Annotated in this window: 12 protein-coding genes; 9 read left to right on the forward strand and 3 right to left on the reverse strand. The window is 64.0% G+C overall.

Going from position 1 to position 13780, the window contains the following annotated elements:
- Nucleotides 1–165: 165 nt before the first annotated feature.
- Genes RJQ10_RS18960 through mmsB form a run of 5 tightly spaced genes read left to right on the forward strand, consistent with a single transcriptional unit; the run spans nt 166 to nt 5578 of the window.
- Nucleotides 166–1584: an aldehyde dehydrogenase family protein gene (locus tag RJQ10_RS18960; RefSeq protein WP_350149047.1), complete on the forward strand. Its 1419-nt coding sequence runs from the start codon at nt 166–168 to the stop codon at nt 1582–1584.
- A 13-nt stretch (nt 1585–1597) separates the two neighbouring features.
- On the forward strand, nt 1598–2758 hold the full coding sequence (locus tag RJQ10_RS18965) for an acyl-CoA dehydrogenase family protein (protein ID WP_350149048.1): 1161 nt from the start codon (nt 1598–1600) through the stop codon (nt 2756–2758).
- A complete protein-coding gene (locus RJQ10_RS18970) occupies nt 2755–3543 on the forward strand; it encodes an enoyl-CoA hydratase (RefSeq protein ID WP_350149049.1) in 789 nt (262 codons plus the stop codon). Before RJQ10_RS18965 ends, RJQ10_RS18970 begins: the two co-directional genes overlap by 4 nt.
- 10 nt (nt 3544–3553) lie before the next feature.
- Complete coding sequence (locus tag RJQ10_RS18975; protein ID WP_350149051.1) at nt 3554–4666, forward strand: enoyl-CoA hydratase/isomerase family protein; 1113 nt, start codon at nt 3554–3556, stop codon at nt 4664–4666.
- A 21-nt stretch (nt 4667–4687) separates the two neighbouring features.
- The gene (mmsB, locus tag RJQ10_RS18980) at nt 4688–5578 is read left to right on the forward strand and encodes a 3-hydroxyisobutyrate dehydrogenase (protein WP_350149053.1); all 891 of its coding nucleotides are present in this window, start codon (nt 4688–4690) and stop codon (nt 5576–5578) included.
- A 7-nt stretch (nt 5579–5585) separates the two neighbouring features.
- Here mmsB and RJQ10_RS18985 read toward each other — a convergent pair whose 3' ends face one another.
- The gene (locus RJQ10_RS18985) at nt 5586–6155 is read right to left on the reverse strand and encodes a nuclear transport factor 2 family protein (protein ID WP_350149055.1); all 570 of its coding nucleotides are present in this window, start codon (nt 6153–6155) and stop codon (nt 5586–5588) included.
- Between the two features lie 267 nt (nt 6156–6422).
- On the opposite strand from RJQ10_RS18985, the gene RJQ10_RS18990 reads away from it, so the two are divergent.
- The 3 genes from RJQ10_RS18990 (at nt 6423) to RJQ10_RS19000 (ending at nt 11032) form a co-directional block, all read left to right on the forward strand.
- Nucleotides 6423–8699, forward strand: a complete 2277-nt coding sequence (locus RJQ10_RS18990) for a TonB-dependent receptor (RefSeq protein ID WP_350149057.1) — start codon at nt 6423–6425, stop codon at nt 8697–8699.
- Nucleotides 8700–8765: 66 nt separating this feature from the next.
- Nucleotides 8766–9695 (forward strand): SDR family oxidoreductase, encoded by a 930-nt coding sequence (locus tag RJQ10_RS18995; protein WP_350149059.1) that lies wholly within the window; start codon nt 8766–8768, stop codon nt 9693–9695.
- Nucleotides 9692–11032: a spinster family MFS transporter gene (locus RJQ10_RS19000; protein WP_350149060.1), complete on the forward strand. Its 1341-nt coding sequence runs from the start codon at nt 9692–9694 to the stop codon at nt 11030–11032. The genes RJQ10_RS18995 and RJQ10_RS19000 overlap by 4 nt, the downstream gene beginning before the upstream one ends.
- A gap of 24 nt (nt 11033–11056) precedes the next feature.
- Here RJQ10_RS19000 and RJQ10_RS19005 read toward each other — a convergent pair whose 3' ends face one another.
- Nucleotides 11057–12526 carry an amidohydrolase family protein gene (locus RJQ10_RS19005; protein ID WP_350149062.1) on the reverse strand — a complete coding sequence of 490 codons (1470 nt, stop codon included), beginning with the start codon at nt 12524–12526 and terminating at the stop codon, nt 11057–11059.
- A gap of 164 nt (nt 12527–12690) precedes the next feature.
- Here RJQ10_RS19005 and RJQ10_RS19010 point away from each other — a divergent pair, with 164 nt between their 5' ends.
- Nucleotides 12691–13566 carry an SDR family NAD(P)-dependent oxidoreductase gene (locus RJQ10_RS19010; RefSeq protein ID WP_350149064.1) on the forward strand — a complete coding sequence of 292 codons (876 nt, stop codon included), beginning with the start codon at nt 12691–12693 and terminating at the stop codon, nt 13564–13566.
- Here the strand turns inward: RJQ10_RS19010 and RJQ10_RS19015 are convergent.
- A partial coding sequence (locus RJQ10_RS19015; RefSeq protein ID WP_350149066.1) for a 2'-5' RNA ligase family protein occupies nt 13563–13780 on the reverse strand: 218 nt, incomplete at its 5' end. The two genes, RJQ10_RS19010 and RJQ10_RS19015, sit on opposite strands and share 4 nt — an antisense overlap.

Below are 13780 nucleotides of genomic sequence, written 5' to 3' on the forward strand. Positions count from 1 at the left end.
GCTATAAAGTGGCGATATGGCCGCAATATGGTCCATGTTAACCGCAATTTAGTCCCTTTGCCCCGGCGCCCGCCCTCGGTATCCTTTCCGGCTAACATAAGAATCCCGTCTATAGTCAGGTGACGGGGTCCCCGATCCGCAAGCAGCACGACAGGAGTTCGAGTCATGGCCAAGGTCCAGGAAGTCCAGCAAGGTAACGAAGTCCAGCAGGAAATCGCCGCGATGATGGCGCGCGCAAGAGCGGCACAGGCGGCCATCGAGCACTACACCCAGGAGCAGGTCGACGAGCTGATCACCGCCATGGTGTGGTCGGTGGCTCGTGAAGGCGTGTCCGAGAAGATCGCCCATTTTGCCGTGGAGGAAACCCAGCTCGGCAACTACGACGGCAAGTTCCTGAAGATCCACCGCAAGACGCGTGCGACCTTGATGGACATCATCAACGACAAATCCGTGGGCGTGATCGAGGAAGACCCGGTCCGCAACATCGTCAAGATTGCCAAGCCGGTGGGTGTCATCGGTGCCCTGTCGCCGTCCACCAACCCGGAAGCCACGCCGGTAATCAAGGCGATCTCCGCCGTGAAGGGACGCAACGCCATCATCATCGCCCCGCACCCGCGCGCCAAACTGACCAACAAGATGATCTGCGACTACATGCGCGAGGCCATCGTCGCCATGGGTGCCCCCGCGGACCTGGTACAGAGCATCGACGTACCCTCCCTGGACAAGACCAACGAACTGATGCGCCAGTGCGACCGCATCCTGGCAACCGGTGGCGAGGCCATGGTCAGCGCGGCCTACTCCTCCGGTACCCCGGCCCTGGGCGTCGGCGTGGGCAACGCCGTGATCACGGTGGACGACAGCGCCAACCTGGACGAGGCGGCCGAGAAAATCCGCATCTCCAAGACCCTGGACCTGGCGGCGTCCTGTTCTTCGGACAATTCGGTGCTGGTATTCGAATCCATCTACGACGAATTCCTGGAAAAGCTGAAGCGCGAGGGCGGCTACATTATCGAGGGTGAGGACAAGCAGAAGCTGCAGAATGTCATCTGGGTGGACGGGCACCTCAACCCCAACATCGTCGCCCAGCACGCCACCACCATCACCGGTCGGGCGGGCATCGACCTGCCGGAAGGCAAGCAGTTCCTGATCGTGCCGGAAGTGGGCACCGGGCCGGATTACCCCTTCTCCGGGGAAAAGCTGACCGTGACCATGGCCCTGTACAAGGTCAAGGACATCGACGAGGCCATCGAGCTGACCAACCGCATCCAGGCCTACCAGGGCCAGGGCCACAGCTGCGGTATCTATTCCAACAACGATGACAATATCCTCAAGCTGGCGCTGGCCACGCGCACCTCGCGGGTGATGGTGAACCAGCCCCAGGCCGCCTCCAACAGCGGCAACCTGTGGAACGGCATGCGCCAGACCTTCTCCCTGGGCTGCGGTTCCTGGGGTGGCAACAGTATCAACCACAACATCACCTGGCGCGACCTGATCAACGAGACCTGGGTGTCCAAGCCGCTGGCCGAAACCAAGGTGGTCCCCAGTGACGAGGAGCTGTTCGGCAAAGTCATGAACCGCTTTTAAGGGGGGCTGCAGCATGGATTTTTCGGTTTCCGAAGAACAGCAGGCCTTTATTGACAGTGCGCGCTCCTTCGCCGAGGGTGCGCTGGCGCCCAACGCAGCCAAGTGGGACGAGGAGTCAATCTTTCCCAAGGATGCGCTGCGCCAGGCGGGTGAACTGGGTTTCATGGGCATGTACACCCCGGAGCGCGCTGGCGGCCTCGGCCTGGGCCGGCTCGATGCCAGCCTGATCGTGGAGGAACTGGCGCGCGGCTGCACCACCACCGCCGCGTTCCTGACCATCCACAACATGGCCACCAGCATGATCGGCAACTACTGCACTGATGCCGTCATCGACAGCTGGTGCCCGGCGCTGGTCAGCGGAGAGAAACTCGCGTCCTATTGCCTGACCGAGCCCGGCGCCGGCTCCGACGCGGCGTCCCTGCGCAGCACGGCGAAGCGCGACGGCGACGACTATGTCATCAACGGCAGCAAGGTCTTCATCTCCGGTGCGGGCGACACCGATGTGCTGGTGGTAATGCTGCGCACCAGCGACAACGGGGCTCGCGGCATTACCGCGCTGCTGGTGCCAGCGGATGCCGAGGGTATCAGCTACGGCAAGAAAGAGGCGAAGATGGGCTGGAACGCCCAGCCGACCCGCATGGTCACCTTCGACAATGTGCGGGTGCCGGTGGGCAACCGCCTGGGCGAGGAGGGGCAGGGCTTCGCCATCGCCATGATGGGGCTGGACGGGGGGCGTATCAATATCGCCACCTGCAGCGTTGGCACCGCCCAGCAGGCGCTGGAAGAGGCGGCTGCCTACGTACAGGAGCGGCGCCAGTTCGACACCGCCATCGCCGATTTCCAGCACACCCAGTTCAAGCTCGCGGACATGCTCACCGAGCTGGTCGCAGCCCGGCAGATGGTGCGCCTCGCCGCCAGCAAGCTGGACAACAAGGATCCGCAGGCTTCCACCTACTGTGCCATGGCCAAGCGGTTTGCCACCGATGTCGGCTTCAATGTCTGCAATGACGCGCTGCAGCTGTTCGGCGGCTACGGCTATATCCGCGAGTACCCCATGGAGCGCCATGTGCGCGATACCCGGGTACACCAGATCCTTGAAGGCACCAACGAAATCATGCGGGTTATCGTGGCCCGCAAAATGCTAATGGACGGCGCACTGGAGGTAATAAAATGAGCCTGAGCACATCCGACAAACTCAAGGTTGAAGTCCGCGGCCACACCGCCCTGGTCACCATCGACAATCCGGCGGCCAATACCTGGGACACCGAGAGCCTGCCCGCCCTGCGCGACCTGGTCAACAAGCTCAATCGGGAAGATGCGATCTTTGCCCTGGTCATGACCGGTGCCGGCGACAAGTTTTTCTCCGCCGGTGCGGACCTGAAGCTGTTTGCCGACGGCGACCCCAATACCGCCCGCAGCATGGCGGAGTACTTCGGTGAAGCCTTCGAGACCCTGGCGGATTTCCGCGGGGTCTCCATAGCGGCGGTCAACGGCTTTGCCATGGGCGGCGGCCTGGAAGTGGCCATGGCCTGCGATATCCGTATCGCCGAGGAGCAGGCGCAGATGGCCCTGCCCGAGGCCAAGGTCGGCCTGCTGCCCTGTGCCGGCGGCACCCAGCGCCTGGCGCGGCTGGTGGGCGAGGGCTGGGCCAAGCGCATTATTCTCTGCGGCGAGCGGGTGGACGCCGCTACCGCCCTGCGCATCGGGCTGGTGGAAGAAGTGGTGCCCAAAGGCGAAGCACTGACCCGGGCGCTGGCCCTGGCCGAGCAGGTGGGCGGCCAGAGCCCCGGCGCCGTGGCGTCCTGCAAGAAACTGATCCACAGTGGCCGGGACATCGAGATCAGCAGCGGCCTGGCGCTGGAACGGGACCTGTTTGTGGACCTGTTCTCCACCGAAGACCAGCGCGAGGGTGTCAACGCCTTCCTGGAAAAGCGCAAGCCCGAGTGGAAGAACCGTTAAGGACCGAACCATGTCAGACGCAGCTGTAATTATCGAGGAGCTCGAGTGCGCCCACCTGAGAATGGGCCGCCTGACTCTCAATGTGCCGAAAACCCTGAATTCCCTCACCCTGGAGATGGTCGATACGCTGCAGCAGCAGCTCGATGCCTGGCGCGACGACCCGAGCATCGCCGCGGTGTTCCTCGACGGCAGTGGCGAGAAGGCGTTCTGCGCCGGCGGTGACGTGCAGGCCCTGCACCGCTCCGCCACCGCGACCCCGGGAGGTCCCTGCGAGGAGGCGGAAGCTTTCTTCGCCCGCGAATACCGCATGAACTACACCCTGCACACCTGGCCCAAGCCCATCATCTGCTGGGGCCACGGTATCGTCATGGGCGGCGGTCTCGGGGTCATGGCCGGCTGCTCGCACCGGGTGGTGACCGAGGCCACCCGCATCGCCATGCCGGAGGTCACCATCGCCCTGTTCCCGGACGTGGGCGGCAGCTGGTTCCTCAACCACATGCCCGGCAAGTCGGGCCAGTTCCTGGCCCTGACCGGGGCGTCGATCAATGCCGCGGATGCCGTCTTCACGGGTATCGCGGACCGTTTCATTGGCAGTGAACACAAGGCCGCGGTGCTGGAGCAGCTGCGCCGCAGCCGCTGGGGCGACGACACCGTGGCCAACCACGCCCAGGTGCGCCACATCCTGCGTCCGCTGACCGAGCAGAGCGTTGGCAGCATGCCCGGTGGCCAGGTTGAACCGCACCTGCGGCTGATCAATGCCCTCTGTGACGGCGATGACGTACACCAGGTAGTGGACACGATCGGCAGCCAGCAGACCGACGACCCCTGGCTGGCGAAGGCCCGCGACGGCCTCGCCCACGGTTCGCCGCTGGCGGCGCTGTGGATCAGCCGCCAGCTGCAGGAGACCCGCCACGCCTCCCTGCGCGAGGTGTTCCAGGCGGAACTGGTGCTCGCCACCAACGTGGTGCGCTACCCCGAGTTTGCCGAGGGTGTCCGCGCCCTGTTGCTGGACAAGGACCGCAATCCCGCCTGGGCCTTCCCGTGTACCCGCGATGTGCCCCGGGATCTGCTCGATTCATTCTTTCAGGCGCCGTGGGACCAGAACCCGCTGGCGGACCTCTAACAGGACAGGAGTTTTACCATCATGGCGCAAGTCGCATTTATCGGGCTCGGCAATATGGGCGGCCCCATGGCCGTCAATCTGGTCAAGGCCGGCCACGCGGTGCAGGTCTTTGATCTGTCTGAAGCCGCCTGTCGGCAGCTCGCCGACGCCGGCGCCACCGTCGCTGCCTCCACCGCCGCGGCGGTGGTGGGCGCGGAGTACGTCATCTCCATGCTGCCCGCGGGCAAGCACGTGGCGGGTATTTACCTGGGTGACGACGGCCTGCTGGCACAGCTGGACAGCGGCACCACGGTGCTGGATTGCAGCACCATCGACGCCCCCACCTCGCGCGAAGTGGGCAAGGCGGCGGCGGCACTGGGCATCGGTTTTATGGATGCGCCGGTCTCCGGCGGTGTGGCCGCAGCGGCCGCGGGTACCCTGGCCTTCATGTGCGGCGGCGAGGCGGCGACCTTCGAGAAGGCGAAAATCATCCTCGCCGACATGGGCAAGAATATCTTCCACGCCGGCCCCGCGGGTGCGGGCCAGGTCGCCAAGGGCTGCAACAACATGCTGCTGGCGATCCACATGATCGGCAGCTGCGAGGCACTGGAAATGGGTGTCCGCAACGGCCTGGACCCCAAGGTCCTGTCCGAGATCATGCTCGCCAGTTCCGGCCGCAACTGGTCGCTGGAAGTCTACAACCCCTATCCCGGGGTAATGGAAAAGGCACCGGCCAGCAACGACTACAAGCCGGGGTTCATGGTGGACCTGATGGCCAAGGACCTGGGCCTGGCGATGGCCATTGCCGAGCACAGCGGGGTGGACAACCGCATGGGTCAGCTGGCCAAGCAGCTTTACAGCCAGTTGCAGGAAGCCGGTATGGGCCAGAAAGATTTCTCGGTCATCATGGAAAGCCTGGGCAAGGGCGCCTGAAGGGCCGTTACCCGGTAGGCGTGTTCCCGCCGCCGGCGCGGTAGTCCTGCCAGTTTGCCAGCCGCTCCGGGAAGTCGGCGGGGCGCTGGTCGCCATAGGCGCGCTGGCGCAGGGGGCTGCCCAGCGCCTCTGCGTACTCTGCAACAGGCACGTAGTACAGAAAGGCGAGCTCGCGCTCAGCGAAGCGCCACTGGCTCTCTTCCACAACGTACTCATCCCGATAGCGCAGGGCTGCGACATACGCCTGTCCATTGCGCCACAGCTCCGCATGCGCAGTCAGCAGGCCCCGCGCTCGCTGAGGGTCATCCTCGTCCAGGGTAATGATGTGGTCGTGGCTGACGTGGTTGCTGATGCCCAATACGGAGAAGCGAGCGACGAACTGGCTTACGATCTGGTCCCTGCCGCGCGCTTCCATCACCCCGTCCCGGGACCGGAACAGCGCGTCCCTGGCGAATAACCCGGCGATATCCCGCAGATCGTGATCGTCTACAGCGATCCCATAGCGAGCGACCAGGGTGCGGATGCTGTCACGCGCTTCCAGCTGCCGCAGGCGGGTCTCAAGTGCTGTCGCTTCCATCCGCAAATCCCCTGTTTTGAATTATATTAAAAACACTGTGGCGCCGATCCTAGGCGCTGTCCATGGTGCTGTCAAACCGGCTCACCGCCCGGGCGACTCGATTGTGTCCGAAAATAATTGACATGCTTGCCGCAAGCAACTATGTTCCTGTTTTGAATAAAGTTTAAAAACAAAAAAGCAGTACCTGAGGTGCCTTCCGGCGCCAGAAATCCGCCCCTGACGGCAGATATTTTAATATAAATCAATAAGTTATAAGAAGGGTTTTTCATGCGTACAACTATCAGCAAGACAACACGAGAGACTTCACTGGCCATCGGCGTCGCGGCGGCCTCCGCCCTGGTAGCCGCGCTGCTGCCGGCAGCTCAGGCTCAGGCTCAGCCCCGCGCCCTGGAAGAGGTGGTGGTGACCTCCCAGAAACGCGCGACAGGGCTGGATGTGCAGGAGGTTCCCACCGCGATCTCGGTCTACAGCGGCGAGGCTATCGAGCAAACCTTTGCGGTCGACCTGACGGACATCGGTCGCATGGCACCCAATGTCCAGTTGAATTCGGCGGGCACGTTCCCCGGTTTCGCCAACTTTTTCATTCGCGGTATCGGGGTGAGCAATACAACCCGCTCGCAGGACCCCGCGGTGGGTGCCTTCTTTGACGGCATCTATGTCGGCTTTGGGCCCAGCTCCATCGCCTCCGCGTTCGATTTCCAGTCCGTAGAGGTCTTGCGCGGCCCGCAGGGCACCCTGTTCGGCAAAAATGTGACCGGTGGCGCGGTGTCGGTCACCAGTCGGCGCCCGGGCACGGAGTTCGGCGGCTATGCCAAGTTCCAGCTCGGCAACTACGACACGATGCAGCTGTCCGGCGCCGTGGATCTCCCGGTCAGTGACAACCTGAGCATGCGGGTGGCGGGGATGAGCCGGTCGGCCGACGGTTATTTCAACAATCTCTTCAACGGCCAGAGCAAACCCGAGGATGACGTCAATATTATCCGGCCGTCACTGCTGTGGACGCCGACCGAGCGCACGTCTGTCGCGGTGATTGGCGAGTATTACCGCGGGCGTGGCGGCTCTTCCGCGGCGCAGAACCTGGACAGCCGGATTGACCCTCGAGTCGCCGGGCCTGCCACGGTACAACGGGTGTTCGGGTATACGCCCCCCTCAGACAAGTACGACATTCTCCACAACAACCAGGGTTACATCGACAGCGAGACCAAGATGCTGGTGGTGGACGCCAGCTACGAAGCGGACCACGGTATCTTCACGGTGATAACCGGCGGCAGGGAAGTACGCTACGATTCTTCCACGGACTTCGACGGGTCGCCCTTCACCGTGTTCTCGTTCCCTGACAATGAAGAGTCCCAGGAGCAGTTCTCCATCGAGGCCCGTTATGCCTCCAGTTTCTCCGATGTCATCGAGTTCACCGCAGGGGCGTTCTACTTCACCCAGGAGTACGACATCGGCGAGCGCCGGGAATTCTTTATCGGCGGCACTCCCGCGCAGCCGACGATTTTCCAGCAGGTCGGCCTGGCGCTGACCGACGATACGTCCTACGCGCTGTTCGGTGAAGCGAACTGGAACCTGAATGACCGTTGGTCGCTGCTGTTTGGCGGGCGGGTGACGCACGAAGAGAAAGAGGTGGTGTTCTGCCCCTTCAGTGGCAATGCGACGGTCTTTGCCTCCCTGTCCATGGCCGACTGCCCGAACACGGTGACGGACGATGAGACCTGGACCAGTTTTTCCCCCAAGGTGGGAGTGAACTGGCGTATCACCGATGACGTGTTTGGCTACGCCACCTGGTCCACCGGCTTCCGCTCCGGCTCCTACAACATCAGGGCGTCCATTCCCGAGACGCTGGGCCCCGTTGACGAAGAGGAAGTGGTGACCTGGGAAGCGGGTATCAAATCCACGCTGATGGACGACCGGCTGCGGTTCAACGTCGCGCTGTTCCACAGCAGCTACGACGATATCCAGCGGACCATCTCCGATACTGTGGTTGTGAATGGTGTCCCGCAGGTGGCCCAGGTGCTGCGCAATGCCGCCGAGGCGACCATCACGGGGATCGAAGTGGAAAGCTCGGTCATGCTCACAGACACGCTTTCCGCCGACTTCTCCCTCGGCTACCTGGATGCCAAGTATGACCGCTTCCCGGGAATCGATGCCGATCGCAACGGCGTGTATGAACGTGCGATAGATGACCCGGCGGCCGAGCGGCTGGAGTTCGAGCGGGTTCCCGAGTTTGAGTTCACCGCCGGCCTGCAGCACCGGATGCCGCTGGGTGACAACGCCGAACTGTTCTCCCGCGTGTCCTACCAGTGGCGTGATGAGCACTTCGTGGACACTCTCAACAGCCCCAGCATCGCCGTGGACTCCTACGGCCTGCTCGACGCGAGCATCACCTATGATCGTTTCGGCGATGGCTGGTCGGTGGCGATTTTCGGTCGCAACCTGACCGATGAGGACTTCCACGACTTCGGCTTCGACGGCGGAACGCACAGGGCTGTGTGGGGTGGCGTGCCGCGTACCTACGGCATTGAGCTGACCACACGCTTCTGAGCAGCCCGGGTGCCGGCAGCGGGGTAACACCCGTTTCCGGCCCTGGCGCAGTCTGGAGTAATGTCCATGCAACGTTTTTTGGTCGTGGGTGCCACCGGGGACCAGGGCTACCGCCAGGCATCCGCCCTGGCGGCGGCTGGCCATACCGTGTTGGGTGCCGGGCGACAGCCTGATCCGGCAAGATTGCCAAACGCTGTCAAGCCAGTGGCGCTGGATCTGTTGGCGCCGGCAACACTGCCGGCCGTGCTGGGGCAGGTTGACACGGTATTCCTCAATCTGCCATCGGCTTCATTCAATGACCCCGGGGAAATTCTCCAGGGCTTCCAGAACTTTCTCCATGCCGCGGAGCAGTCCGCTATCCGGCGCATTGTGTTCAACGCCAGCCTGTACGTGGGTGACCGCCCCGTTGGCCATGTCGCCCACGATGTGCGTCACGGGATCATCCAGGACCTGCTGGCGTCTCCGGTTCCGGCGACCGCCGTCTGCCCCGTCATTTTCATGGAGAACATGCTTCGGGGATGGGCGTTGCCCGCCCTGCGCGAGCGCCAGGTGTTGAGCTATCCTCATGGTGAGGACCTGCCGGTGAGCTGGGTCAGCCTGGACGACGTCGCCAGGATAATGATCGCTCTCGCCGACGATCCCGAGGCGATCGATCGACGCTACGTTATCGGCGGGCCCGAGGCCCTGCGCGGCGCTGAGACCGCCGCGGCCCTGAGCAGGGCATGGGGGCGTGAGATTCGCTTTGAGAGCCTGCCCGTGGAGGATTTCGCCCGGCGGATGGGCGGGCTGTTTGGCGGTGGCGATCGCGCCGCGGAAGATCGCATAGCAACGGATCTTCACGCCATCTACAGCTGGTACAACACTCAACGCCCATCGCCCTTTACGGTCGACATGTCACAGTTCCGGCAACGGCATGCCCTGCCTTTGCTGCGAGTCGATGACTGGGCCAGGCTCCACCCGATCTTCCCACCCATTACCCCAGAGGTGAACCGATGAGCAGTGACAACCGGGAAGCAGCGTACCCATCGTCCAGACTCGCCTGGCGGGTGACGCTGCTGCTGACGTTTGCCTATATGCTGTCCTTTGTCGACCGGCAGATCGTGAATCTCCTGGTCGAGCCCATTCAACAGGACCTGCAGATCAGTGACACCCAGGTGAGCCTGCTCCAGGGCTTCGCTTTCATCATCACCTATATCCTGTTCAGTATTCCCCTGGGCCGCCTGGCGGATACGCACTCGCGAAAACTGATTGTTGCCGGGGGTGTGCTGTTCTGGAGCCTGGCAACCGCCGCCTGTGGCCTGGCCAACAGTTTCCGGCAACTGTTCGTCGCTCGTGCCGCGGTTGGCATGGGCGAGGCGGCGCTGACTCCTGCGGCCTGGTCCATGATGGCGGACTATTTTCCGCCGGAGCGGCGCGGGTTTCCGATCAGCGTTTTCCTCATGGGCCCCTACCTCGGCGCCGGCTTCTCCATGATTCTCGGTGGCGCCCTGATGGGGATGATGGCTGATGTCTCGGTTGTCACCCTGCCGCTGGTAGGGGACCTGAAACCCTGGCAGGTGACCTTTATGGTGGTGGGCGCGCCGGGTGTGCTGGTCGCATTGCTGTTTCTGCGGGTCATGGAGCCTGTGCGCATGCAGTCGTCGCTGTATCCCGCCGGTGCCGCCGCGGGTGAGACTGGCCAGGCGTCCGCCGGAATCGTCCAGGTACTGATGAACCAGGCCAGCATCTACGCCGCACTCCTCGTCGGCGTTCCGCTGCTGGTGATCGTGCTTTACGGTCTGCAGGCCTGGGTGCCGAGCTACCTGGTGCGTACCTTTGATCTCAGCGTGCAGGAAGCGGGCCTGCGCTACGGCTTTATCGCGCTGCTGTCGGGCTCGGCGGGCGTGCTCAGCGGGCCGGTTATCGGGCGCTGGATGGCTGCCCGCGGGATGGTCGATTATCCCCTGCGGCTGGCGTGCTATGCGAGTCTGGGCGTGTGCCCGTTCCTGCTCGTCCTGCCGCTGACCTCCAGTGTCAACATCGCCCTGGCGGCTGTCGTGGCCGCCAGTGTGCTGGTCACCCTGCCGCTGGCGCTGGCTGCCAGTACGCTCCAGAACATCACGCCCGGTACCATGCGCGGGGTCATTGCCGGCGTGTATGTGGTGATGACCAGCGGCGTCGGCATGGGCCTTGGTCCCACGCTGATAGCGCTGTGCACGGACTATATCGTCCAGGATCGGGCGCTGGTGGGTGAGTCACTGGCCATTGTCGGCATTGCGGTGGCAGTCAGTGCGTCGCTGCTGTTCCTGCGTGCGCTGCGGCCCTACCGCAGTCTCGTGGCGAGCGGCCAGTGAGCGCGTGGCAGCACTGAGCCAGGCTCAGGCTCCCCAGCGCATCAGGTTCAGGAACTCGCGCCGGCTCTTGGGGCCGTAGGTGCGAAAGTGCGGGTCGGGCTGCGCGCGGTAGTCGCTGCGCAGCGCCGCAACCCTGTCCAGGCCGAAGCCGGGCAGCAGGTCTGCAACCTGCTGGCCGTAAGGCTTTAGCGCGTTGAGACCAAATACCTTCGCGCGCAGCGCCGCCGTCATCTTCGGGTAGCCGTACATCTGCTGCAGCTTGTCTGCGATCTGGAAGCTGCGGAAGGCCTGGATCTGGTCCTGGGGTGAGCCGTACCAGATCGAATCCGTGCCCCAGAGGACATTGTCTTCGCCGACGTAGCTCAGCAGCTTGCCCAGGCTGTGGGCGGCGCTGTCCGGGTCGCGCATCAGGAAACGCCAGGTACTGCCGAGTTCCGCGTAGACGTTGCTGTTGGGGCCGATGCCGTTGTCGCGCAGCGAAGTCACCAGGGCGTCGATGCCGTCCTCCCGGTTCGGGTCGTAGGGCCCTTCGCTGACACCCGCCACATAGCCCGAGTGGTAGACCAGGAAGCTGATGTCCGGGTACAGCCTGGCGGCCCGGCCGATGTCGGCACAGGTGGAGTGTTCGTAGGAGTCCGGGCCGAAGGGCAGGCCCTTGTGTATCGCCACGATTTTCACTCCCAGCGCACGGGCCTTCTCCAGGAAGGGAATACCGGTGTCCTGGTCGTCCAGCCAGAAACCCTTGCCCTCCGGCCCCCACTGGGTATAGGTCTTCCAGGCACTGACGCCCCAGTGCTCGGCCAGCTGGTCCATGGCATCCAGATCGCCGGGCTGGTTGGGGTTGACCCGGCCGTGCAGCAGCAGCCGGTGGCTGCCGTGCATGCGCTCGACGATTTCCGCTGTCGCCGCCGCCTCTTCAATGGTGAGCGGCTCTGCATCCGCGCGCGAGGGCACGAAGGACAGCACCATCAGGTCGGTATCCGAATCCATGAATACGTCCTGCACGAACTGTTCCGAGTTGAAGCAGTCCAGGTAGGCGCGGCCGGGGCCCTCACCCTCCGCGCAACTGGCATTGGGCAGGCCGGACAGGGGGCGGGCATCCTCCGGCAGCTGTTCAGTCCAGGCGCCGGTCGGGTTCACGAAGTGGCCCTGGACGTCGAAGATGAATTCCTTGCCTTCGACGCCCGCTGCGGCCAGCTCGGGGTCCCGGGCCGCTTCCGGGTCCAGTTCAAAGTAACCGCCGCGCTCGCCGCTGGCGGCGTAGGCGCTGTTGAAGGCCAGCAAAGTGCTGGCGGCACCGCAGGCGCTCACCAGGAACGAACGGCGGTCCACACCACGGCGGCGCGCGTTGCGGTCGGCGTTTGCCAGGGCCAGGCGGTTGGCGTGATGGTGAATGGCGTCCAGCGGGATGGGCATGAACTCACCGTTGGAGGTGCTGTCCAGCTTGATCGGCAGGCGGATGCCATCCGGGTCCTGCTGCTGTTGCTTGGCCATACTCAGCGCTCCTCGTTCTGGTCAAATGTGGAATCCCAATGGTAGTCGATCTGTCGGGAGTCGCGTAACTTGAACTGACAGGCGCTAATACCTTTGCGGGCTGGGCAAGCCACCCCCCGCTGCGGATACTGTGGGCCACTCCAATAACAGAAGGTAGCAGTGACATGCAGAATTTCTCCGATACAGTGGCAGTAGTAACCGGTGGCGCCAGCGGTATTGGCCGCGCCCTGGTCAAGGCCTTGCTGCAGGAGGGCGCCCATGTGGTGGTGGCCGATGTCGAGCAGTCCGCCCTGGACCGCGTCACCGCGGAGTTCGCCGGGCTCGGCGATATCAGCGGCGTGGTGACCGATGTCGCGGACGCGGCTTCGGTGACACGCCTCGCCGACGAGGTGTTTGCACGCCATGGTCGCTGCCACCTGTTGTTCAACAACGCCGGTGTCGCCGCCCCTTCCGCCAATATCTGGGAGACCACCCCCAACGACTGGAAGTGGGTGCACGGGGTCAATGTGCTGGGGGTGGTGCACGGTATCCAGGCCTTTGTCCCGCGCATGATCGCCTCCGGCGAGCCGGGCTACGTCGTCAATACATCTTCCGGCGATGGCGGCATTTCCGCGCTGCCCTACCAGTCCGTGTACGCCTCCAGCAAGGCGGCGGTGTCCTGCCTCACCGAGTGCCTGGCGGCGCAGCTGAAGTCCCAGGGCACGGCACTGGGCGCCTCGGTGTTCTACCCCTCCGGCGGGCTGCTGGATACGGGCATCTGGACCACGGACCGCAACCGGCCGCAGACGCTGGCGCGGGAGCAGCCGGCGATCCCGGCGCCCACCATCGAGCAGTTCAAGGAGGCCGCCGCCAGCGCCGGCTGGGAACTGCAGTTCCAGGACCTGGACGAGCTGGCCCAGTACTGCCTGCAGGGCATCCGCGAGCAGCGCTTCGTGATCATGATCGGGCTGGAGGACGCGGCGCAGACCCTGCAGGAGCGGGCCGAGCGCATCGGCCGAGCGGAGATACCGATTGACGAGGCGGAAGTACCGCAGCTCTAGCGCCGCAGGGGCCAGTGTTCCACGGCATGGTAGCTCACACCCTGCCTGCCCTTGTGTGATTCGAACAGGGTGAAGTGGTCGTAAGCGAGGGCAATGGCGGGCGGGGCGGCGGGCGCTGGCGGCGGTTCTGTGCAACCCCGGTACAGGGTCACATGCGGGGCAAAGGGTTTCTTTTCCAGCCTGGCCCCTACCTGGCCGCCCAGATGCTGCAGCT

This window comes from Haliea sp. (genome assembly GCF_040222615.1).
In the GTDB taxonomy this organism is placed as follows: Bacteria; Pseudomonadota; Gammaproteobacteria; order Pseudomonadales; family Halieaceae; genus Haliea.

What these genes read in the sequence shown, in the direction of transcription:
- RJQ10_RS18960 (WP_350149047.1), top strand. Translation starts at nt 166, where the DNA reads ATGGCCAAGGTCCAGGAAGTCCAGCAAGGTAACGAAGTCCAGCAGGAA.
- RJQ10_RS18965 (WP_350149048.1), top strand. Translation starts at nt 1,598, where the DNA reads ATGGATTTTTCGGTTTCCGAAGAACAGCAGGCCTTTATTGACAGTGCG.
- RJQ10_RS18970 (WP_350149049.1), top strand. Translation starts at nt 2,755, where the DNA reads ATGAGCCTGAGCACATCCGACAAACTCAAGGTTGAAGTCCGCGGCCAC.
- RJQ10_RS18975 (WP_350149051.1), top strand. Translation starts at nt 3,554, where the DNA reads ATGTCAGACGCAGCTGTAATTATCGAGGAGCTCGAGTGCGCCCACCTG.
- mmsB (WP_350149053.1), top strand. Translation starts at nt 4,688, where the DNA reads ATGGCGCAAGTCGCATTTATCGGGCTCGGCAATATGGGCGGCCCCATG.
- RJQ10_RS18985 (WP_350149055.1), bottom strand. Translation starts at nt 6,155, where the DNA reads ATGGAAGCGACAGCACTTGAGACCCGCCTGCGGCAGCTGGAAGCGCGT.
- RJQ10_RS18990 (WP_350149057.1), top strand. Translation starts at nt 6,423, where the DNA reads ATGCGTACAACTATCAGCAAGACAACACGAGAGACTTCACTGGCCATC.
- RJQ10_RS18995 (WP_350149059.1), top strand. Translation starts at nt 8,766, where the DNA reads ATGCAACGTTTTTTGGTCGTGGGTGCCACCGGGGACCAGGGCTACCGC.
- RJQ10_RS19000 (WP_350149060.1), top strand. Translation starts at nt 9,692, where the DNA reads ATGAGCAGTGACAACCGGGAAGCAGCGTACCCATCGTCCAGACTCGCC.
- RJQ10_RS19005 (WP_350149062.1), bottom strand. Translation starts at nt 12,526, where the DNA reads ATGGCCAAGCAACAGCAGCAGGACCCGGATGGCATCCGCCTGCCGATC.
- RJQ10_RS19010 (WP_350149064.1), top strand. Translation starts at nt 12,691, where the DNA reads ATGCAGAATTTCTCCGATACAGTGGCAGTAGTAACCGGTGGCGCCAGC.